The organism is Lysinibacillus sp. NPDC093216 (assembly GCF_050280325.1).
Taxonomy (GTDB): Bacteria; Bacillota; Bacilli; order Bacillales_A; family Planococcaceae; genus Lysinibacillus.
The window spans coordinates 118,288-118,661 of the sequence record NZ_JBNNVB010000006.1; the positions used below are offsets into that span (position 1 = coordinate 118,288).

Sequence of the window (374 nt, forward strand, 5' to 3'; positions counted from 1 at the left end):
TATACTGGTTCTACTGGTTCTACTGGTTCTACTGGTTCTACTGGTTCTACTGGTTCTACTGGTTCTACTGGTTCTACTGGTTCTACTGGTTCTACTGGTTCTACTGGAGCTACCGGTTCTACTGGCGTGACTGGTTCTGCTGGAGCTACCGGTTCTACTGGCGTTACTGGTGACACCGGAGCTACTGGTATTACTGGGGCTACCGGAGTTACCGGCTCTACTGGGGCTACTGGTTCTACTGGGGCTACTGGCGTTACTGGTAACACTGGCGCTACTGGGGCTACCGGAGTTACCGGCTCTACTGGTGTGACTGGTTCTACTGGGGCTACTGGGGCTACTGGGGCTACTGGGGCTACTGGGGCTGCTGGGGCTAC

The 374-nt window shown here is 55.1% G+C and carries 1 protein-coding gene; it reads left to right on the forward strand.

Annotated elements, in window-relative coordinates:
• Window positions 1-374: hypothetical protein (locus ACQKOG_RS09455; RefSeq protein WP_427446151.1), on the forward strand; the 374-nt coding region annotated here is incomplete at both ends.